The following is a 6766-nucleotide window of genomic DNA, read 5'->3' as shown; positions in this document are numbered from 1 at the left end:
ATTGGTTTATATTAATATATTTAAAAAGAGCCTAAAACAAAAAAGGTAAGCCCTTGGGCTTACCTTTTATACATGCTAAAGACTAATTAAAACATGTATTGAACTGATACAGACGCTACATCCATATCTGGGTCAATATCGTCATCAAGTTTATAGCGTTCGTACTCTAAACGAAACTGTACATTTGTTGTAAGCGCGTATTCAATACCAGCGCCGTAAAATGCATCACCACCATCTGTAGACGCTGATACGCCACCTACTGGTAAATCTTGTGTGTAATCTGCATCCCATTCAAGCCAACCGCCTTTTGCATACACAGAAAAGCTTTCTGTTATAGGGTAGCCCAAACGTGCGGCAAGCGATACGCCATCAATTTCAGCTTTGCTGTCTATATCACTTACTTCATCAAAGTTTTGATAAGCAAGCTCTAAGCTTAAGTACTCGTTAAATTGTGCACCAACGTAACCCTTAAGCATTTGTGCATCGTCGTCAAAGTCAGTGTCGTTGTCACTGTCTTCAAATTCAAAAGAATATTGACCGTAACCGATACCAGTATAAATACGTGGAGAATCGAAATCAGAAATGTCAGCGTGTGCTGCAGAGTTAAAACCCAGTGTTGCTAGTGCAATAGCTGAAAGAGAAAGTGTTTTAATCATTGAATAGCTCCTTTACAAAAAATAATCAAATGCTTGATTTCATTAATCAAACTTCAATTATCTACTTGCAGCGAGCGTGCCAATATTAAAATGAATTAAAAACACGCCTTAATTAATTCTTTTGTATTGGTTTTTACGGTGTTTAGCGTGTTTTATAATCAAAGTGAACTTTTGTGTAATTGAGTACTCTAAAATAAGTTGTATCTTTTACAAAGTATAATGAGTTTTTTACATAGCCTGACTTTATTTAAACTAGTAATTACACTGTATGAAGCAAGTTTTCTGTTTCAATTGCTATTTCTTTCATTTTTATAGCGTAATTTTCTAATTTAATATCTTCTTCTGTTACAGCTTTAAACGAAGGCACTTCTATTGGGTAGCCCGTTTCATCCATAGCAATAAAGCTGATAACACAATGATTTGTTTCAACCATATTTTGTGTTTTTGGATCGCCACAACGCACTTGTATAAATATTTGCATACTACTTCTACCCGTATGGGCAATTTTAGCTTCTACTTCGACTATTTGACCTACTAGAATTGGGCGTCTAAATTTAACACCCGCAACTGAAACCGTTACGCAGTAGTGACCACTCCAACCCGCAGCACATGCATAGCCTGCTTGGTCAATCCATTTCATGACGGCCCCACCATGAACTTTACCACCAAAATTAACATCGGTAGGCTCTGCTAAAAAACGAAAAACAACTTTTGACGACGGCATAGATAACACTCTTATTATTAAAACTACTATTAGCATAACGTAAAAAAGGGGCCGAAGCCCCTGCAATTTAGGATATGTTTATAATTTATATGTAAAAAAAGTGATTATATGTGTATATAACGCATAATTTAGTTACATATTAGGGTAGTTTGGCCCACCAGCACCTTCTGGGGTTACCCAAGTAATGTTTTGGCTTGGGTCTTTAATATCGCAGGTTTTACAGTGCACACAGTTTTGGGCGTTAATAACAAACTCTTTATTGCCTCCTATTTCTTGTACTTCGTAAACGCCTGCTGGGCAATAACGTTGTGCGGGTTCATCAAATTTAACTAGGTTTACGTTAATAGGAATTGACGCATCTTTGAGCTTTAAATGACAAGGCTGTGATTCTTCGTGGTTAGTATTTGATAAAAACACACTTGAGAGTTTATCAAAGCTAAGGTGTCCATCTGGCTTTGGGTACGCTATTTTGTCAGCGGCGTTAGCATCAACAAGGGTTGAATGATCGGGCGTATTATCTTTAAACGTAAAGGGTAAACCACCATTAAAAATGTTTTGATCAAGCGTGTTATACGCACCCCCTATAAACTTACCGAGTTTGTGCATTGCAGGGCCAAAGTTACGAGATTGATATAACTCTTTATATGCCCACGATTTCTCAAACGCAGTTTGATAATGAGTTAAATCGGTATTTGCCAACTCATTTTGCAATGCTTCAAAAATAACCTCAGCGGCAATCATTCCCGATTTCATTGCAGTGTGATTACCTTTGATTTTTGCAAAGTTAAGTGTGCCTGCATCACAACCAACAATTAAGCCACCCGCAAAATGCATTTTTGGTAATGAATGCAAGCCACCTTTAGCAATAGCACGTGCGCCGTAAGCAATACGTTCGCCACCTTCTAGTACGTCTTTAAATACTGGATGGTGCTTCATTCGCTGAAACTCATCGAACGGGCTTAAATGTGGGTTCGAGTAATTTAAATCAATAATCAATCCAACAACAACTTGGTTGTTTTCACTGTGATACATAAATGCACCACCATTAGTATCGCCGCTAAGTGGCCAACCTGTACCATGAACAACTTTGCCAAGCTCATGCTTACTTTCATCAATTTGCCAAATTTCTTTAAAGCCTAAACCGTAATGCTGCGGCGATGAATCTGCATCAAGTGCAAACTCATTAATTAGCTGCTTACCTAAATGACCTCGGCAGCCTTCTGCAAATATGGTGTATTTTGCACGAAGCTCCATACCTGGCATGTAACCGTCTTTTTCATTACCGTCTTTGTCGACACCCATATCGCCAGTAATAATCCCTTTTACTGCTTTATCTTCAATTATTAAAGAGTGAGCACTAAATCCTGGAAAAATCTCTACGCCTAAGCTTTCAGCTTGCTCTGCTAGCCATCGACATACATTACCCATAGATACAATGTAGTTACCATCATTATGAAATGTTTTTGGCGTAGCAAAGTGGGGGATTGATGTCGCTTTTTGCTCGTTATTAAACCAATAAATTTCATCGTTGGTTACTTTGGTTGTAACCGGTGCGCCAAGCTCCTGCCAATTTGGTAGCAGTTCATCCAAAGCTTTGGTTTCAAAAACAGCACCAGAGAGTACATGTGCACCCACTTCAGAACCTTTTTCGACTACGCAAATCATGCACTCTTGTTGTTTTTCTTGTGCTAGTTGCGCGAGTTTAATTGCACTTGAAAGCCCCGCAGGGCCAGCGCCAACAATTACTACATCAAATTCCATGGTTTCACGTTCGACCATAATAACCTCTTTATCTATGACGGACTTATTCGAATGTTTACTACGCATTTAAATAAGGTGTACAGCCTATTTTTAACCTTGCAAATTAAACGTTACAGACTGTGAATAGTTAAAGGTTATTTTAGGTTGACGTTTACGTCAACAGGAAGTAGTCTAATTTCATAAAATAAATAAGTTGACGTGCACGTTACCTTGTAGGTTTAAATAATTATGGAGTTCCTATGAAAGTTCTCGTACCAATAAAAAGAGTGATTGATTACAACGTAAAAGCACGCGTTAAAAGTGATAACAGCGACGTTGATTTAACTAACGTAAAAATGGCAATGAATCCGTTTTGTGAAATTGCCATAGAAGAAGCCATTCGCCTTAAAGAAGCTGGTACAGCCAGTGAAGTTATAGCTGTTACTATTGGTCCTAAAGCATCGCAAGAGCAATTACGCACAGCATTAGCACTGGGTGCCGACAAAGCCATTCACATCGAAACCGATGAAAAGCTCGAGTCACTCCATATTGCAAAGCTCTTGGCTAAAATTGTTGAGCAAGAGTCTCCTGAACTTATAATTTTAGGTAAACAGTCAATCGATTCAGATAATAATCAAACAGGTCAAATGCTTGCTGCGCTTACTAATCGTGGGCAGGGTACATTTGCATCCAAGGTTGTTATTGAAAATGGCAAAGTAAACGTGACCCGCGAAGTTGATGGGGGCCTGCAAACGGTAGCACTTAATTTACCGGCGGTTGTTACAACTGATTTACGCTTAAACGAGCCTCGTTACGCATCACTGCCAAATATTATGAAAGCCAAACGTAAGCCGCTTGAAGTAATAGCAGCTGATTCGCTTGGTGTTGATTTAACACCGCGTATTCAATTAATAAGTGTAGAAGAGCCAGCTAAACGTACCGCAGGAATTATTGTTGAAGACGTTGCACAGCTTGTAGAAAAATTAAAAACAGAGGCAAAGGTGATTTAAATGAAAACACTCGTAATTGCAGAGCACGACAACGGTGCCTTAAAACCAGAAACCTCAAAAACGATTAACGCTGCAGTAAAAATAGGTTTTCCTGTTGATGTGCTTATTGCAGGGAACAGCCTAAGCGCAATGAGCTCACAAGTGGCCAGCATTGATGGCGTAGCTAATGTTTTAGTTGCCGATAATAGTGTTTATGAACATCAGTTAGCTGAGAGCATGACCGATTTAGTTTTATCGCTTAGCGACACCTACAGCCACATTGTTGCAAGTGCAACGACAACAGGCAAAAACTTTATGCCACGTGTTGCTGCGTTATTAGATGTTGCGCAAATTTCTGAAATTATCGCAGTAGTGGACGCCGATACATTTAAACGTCCAATTTATGCAGGTAATGCAATCGCCACGGTTAAATCACTCGACAGTAAAAAAGTAATTACCGTACGTGCCAGTAGCTTTGATTTACAAGGTGAGCAATCAGCTGCTGCTATAACAAGCATTGATACAGTGTCTGATTCGCAATTAAGTAGCTTTGTAAGTGTTGAACAAACAGAGTCTGAACGACCTGAACTTACGGCTGCCACTGTGGTTATATCGGGTGGTCGCGGTATGCAAAACGGTGAAAACTTTGCACTACTTAATGGTATTGCCGACAAATTGGGAGCAGCCATTGGTGCGTCGCGCGCAGCAGTTGACGCAGGCTTTGTACCTAACGATATGCAAGTAGGGCAAACAGGTAAAATTGTAGCGCCTAATTTATACATTGCAGTAGGGATTAGCGGTGCTATTCAGCATTTAGCCGGTATGAAAGACTCAAAAGTAATTGTCGCGATTAATAAAGACCCTGACGCACCTATTTTTCAAGTTGCAGATTACGGGTTAGTGGCTGACTTATTTGAAGTACTGCCACAGCTCGAAAGTGCTTTATAGCGCTTAATTAAGCAAAATTTATTCTGGTTGAAAGCCGTGGTGCTCTTTGAGTGCTGCGGCTTTTTTATTCGGTAAATCAAAGACACAAAAAAACCAGCCAATTGGCTGGTTTTTAGTATTTATAAACGGCTAACTTAGTATTAGTAAGTTGCGCTGCCTTTAGTACGAGGGAAGGCAATAACGTCACGTACGTTGCCCATACCTGTTACATAAGCAACTAAGCGTTCAAAGCCTAAACCAAAGCCTGAGTGCGGCACGCTACCGTATTTACGTAGATCGCGGTACCAGCTGTAATCTTCTTTGTTTAAGCCCATTTCTTCTAAGCGTGCATCAAGTACATCAAGGCGTTCTTCACGTTGTGAACCACCAATGATCTCACCAATACCTGGTGCTACAATGTCCATTGCGGCAACGGTCTTACCGTCTTCGTTTTGGCGCATGTAGAATGCTTTAATGTCACGTGGGTAGTTTTTAATAACTACCGGTGCTTTAAAGTGCTCTTCAGCTAAGTAACGCTCGTGCTCAGACTGTAAATCTACACCCCATTCAACAGCGTACTCAAACTTTTTACCACAGTTTTTAAGGATCTCTACTGCTTCAGTGTAATTTACCTGCGCGAAGTCTTTTTCTACAAATTCTTCTAAACGCGTAATTGCGGTTTTTTCTACACGTTGTGCAAAAAATTCCATGTCATCACGGCGCTCTTCAAGTACGGCTTTAAACACATACTTAAGCATATTTTCAGCAAGTTTTGCGATGTCTTCTAAATCAGCAAACGCAACTTCAGGCTCTACCATCCAAAATTCTGCAAGGTGGCGTGATGTATTTGAATTTTCTGCACGGAATGTTGGGCCAAACGTGTAAATTTTTGACATTGCAGACGCGTAAGTTTCGCCATTTAACTGGCCAGATACAGTAAGGAATGCTTCTTTACCGAAGAAATCTTCGCTGTAATCAACTTCGCCTTTGTCTGTAAGCGGTAAGTTTTGCATATCAAGCGTTGATACACGGAACATTTCGCCAGCGCCTTCACAGTCACTTGCCGTAATAATTGGCGTGCTGATCCAGTAAAAGCCTTGCTCGTGGTAAAAACGGTGAATAGCTTGTGCTAAACAGTTACGTACACGAGTTACCGCGCCAATCATATTTGTACGAGGGCGAAGGTGAGCGTGCTCACGTAAGTACTCAATGCTATGGCGCTTTGCCGACATTGGGTAAGAATCTGGGTTTTCTACCCAACCTAATACAGTCACAGTATTAGCTTGAATTTCGAAAGACTGACCTTGGCCAGCAGATTGCACTAAAACACCAGTAACCGACACAGAACAACCGGCTGTTAAGCTAGTAACTTCATCATAATTATTCAGTGAATTAGGAACTACCGCTTGAATAGGATCAAAACACGAACCGTCATGAACGGCTAAAAATGAAATTCCTGCTTTTGAATCGCGGCGAGTACGGATCCAGCCCTTAATTGTTACTTGGCTGTCTACCGCAACATTGCCTTTTAATAGCTCTGAAATCGCTAAATGGCTCATCTTCACTCCAATGATATAAGTTGCCTAACTATTTTATTTTAACTGTGCGCAGCACTGTGGCATAAATTGCACATAAACGGCGCTGCACTTGAACCCTGTATCTTACCTAGTAAAGTTGAATAAAAAAACTATTGTGGGCAACTCTTTAAAAGTTTTTATGCATGCGGTTTA

The 6766-nt window shown here is 40.1% G+C and carries 6 protein-coding genes; 2 read left to right on the top strand and 4 right to left on the bottom strand.

Going from position 1 to position 6766, the window contains the following annotated elements:
- Positions 1-86: 86 nt before the first annotated feature.
- The 3 genes from GQR46_RS14095 to GQR46_RS14085 form a co-directional block, all read right to left on the bottom strand.
- The gene (locus GQR46_RS14095; RefSeq protein WP_007586810.1) at positions 87-656 is read right to left on the bottom strand and encodes an outer membrane beta-barrel protein; all 570 of its coding nucleotides are present in this window, start codon (positions 654-656) and stop codon (positions 87-89) included.
- Positions 657-915: 259 nt separating this feature from the next.
- The gene (locus tag GQR46_RS14090; protein ID WP_007586808.1) at positions 916-1380 is read right to left on the bottom strand and encodes an acyl-CoA thioesterase; all 465 of its coding nucleotides are present in this window, start codon (positions 1378-1380) and stop codon (positions 916-918) included.
- Between the two features lie 132 nt (positions 1381-1512).
- Positions 1513-3159 carry an electron transfer flavoprotein-ubiquinone oxidoreductase gene (locus GQR46_RS14085; RefSeq protein ID WP_165741278.1) on the bottom strand — a complete coding sequence of 549 codons (1647 nt, stop codon included), beginning with the start codon at positions 3157-3159 and terminating at the stop codon, positions 1513-1515.
- A 221-nt stretch (positions 3160-3380) separates the two neighbouring features.
- Between GQR46_RS14085 and GQR46_RS14080 the strand changes: the two genes are divergently transcribed.
- A complete protein-coding gene (locus GQR46_RS14080) occupies positions 3381-4130 on the top strand; it encodes an electron transfer flavoprotein subunit beta/FixA family protein (protein ID WP_165728683.1) in 750 nt (249 codons plus the stop codon).
- Entirely contained in the window at positions 4131-5057 is a 927-nt protein-coding gene (locus GQR46_RS14075; RefSeq protein ID WP_024589219.1) for an FAD-binding protein, read from the top strand.
- Between the two features lie 140 nt (positions 5058-5197).
- Here the strand turns inward: GQR46_RS14075 and asnS are convergent, their stop codons facing one another.
- Positions 5198-6595 carry an asparagine--tRNA ligase gene (gene asnS, locus GQR46_RS14070; protein WP_024612616.1) on the bottom strand — a complete coding sequence of 466 codons (1398 nt, stop codon included), beginning with the start codon at positions 6593-6595 and terminating at the stop codon, positions 5198-5200.
- Positions 6596-6766: the final 171 nt, after the last annotated feature.

The organism is Pseudoalteromonas sp. Z1A6 (genome assembly GCF_011378745.1).
GTDB lineage: Bacteria > Pseudomonadota > Gammaproteobacteria > Enterobacterales > Alteromonadaceae > Pseudoalteromonas > Pseudoalteromonas arctica.
Note: the sequence above shows the minus strand (reverse complement) of the source record. Positions and strands in the feature narration are given on the sequence as shown.

Bases quoted from the DNA above. Each gene is read 5' to 3' on its own strand.
- asnS (WP_024612616.1), bottom strand. From the start codon at position 6,595: ATGAGCCATTTAGCGATTTCAGAGCTATTAAAAGGCAATGTTGCGGTA.
- GQR46_RS14085 (WP_165741278.1), bottom strand. From the start codon at position 3,159: ATGGTCGAACGTGAAACCATGGAATTTGATGTAGTAATTGTTGGCGCT.
- GQR46_RS14075 (WP_024589219.1), top strand. From the start codon at position 4,131: ATGAAAACACTCGTAATTGCAGAGCACGACAACGGTGCCTTAAAACCA.
- GQR46_RS14095 (WP_007586810.1), bottom strand. From the start codon at position 656: ATGATTAAAACACTTTCTCTTTCAGCTATTGCACTAGCAACACTGGGT.
- GQR46_RS14090 (WP_007586808.1), bottom strand. From the start codon at position 1,380: ATGCCGTCGTCAAAAGTTGTTTTTCGTTTTTTAGCAGAGCCTACCGAT.
- GQR46_RS14080 (WP_165728683.1), top strand. From the start codon at position 3,381: ATGAAAGTTCTCGTACCAATAAAAAGAGTGATTGATTACAACGTAAAA.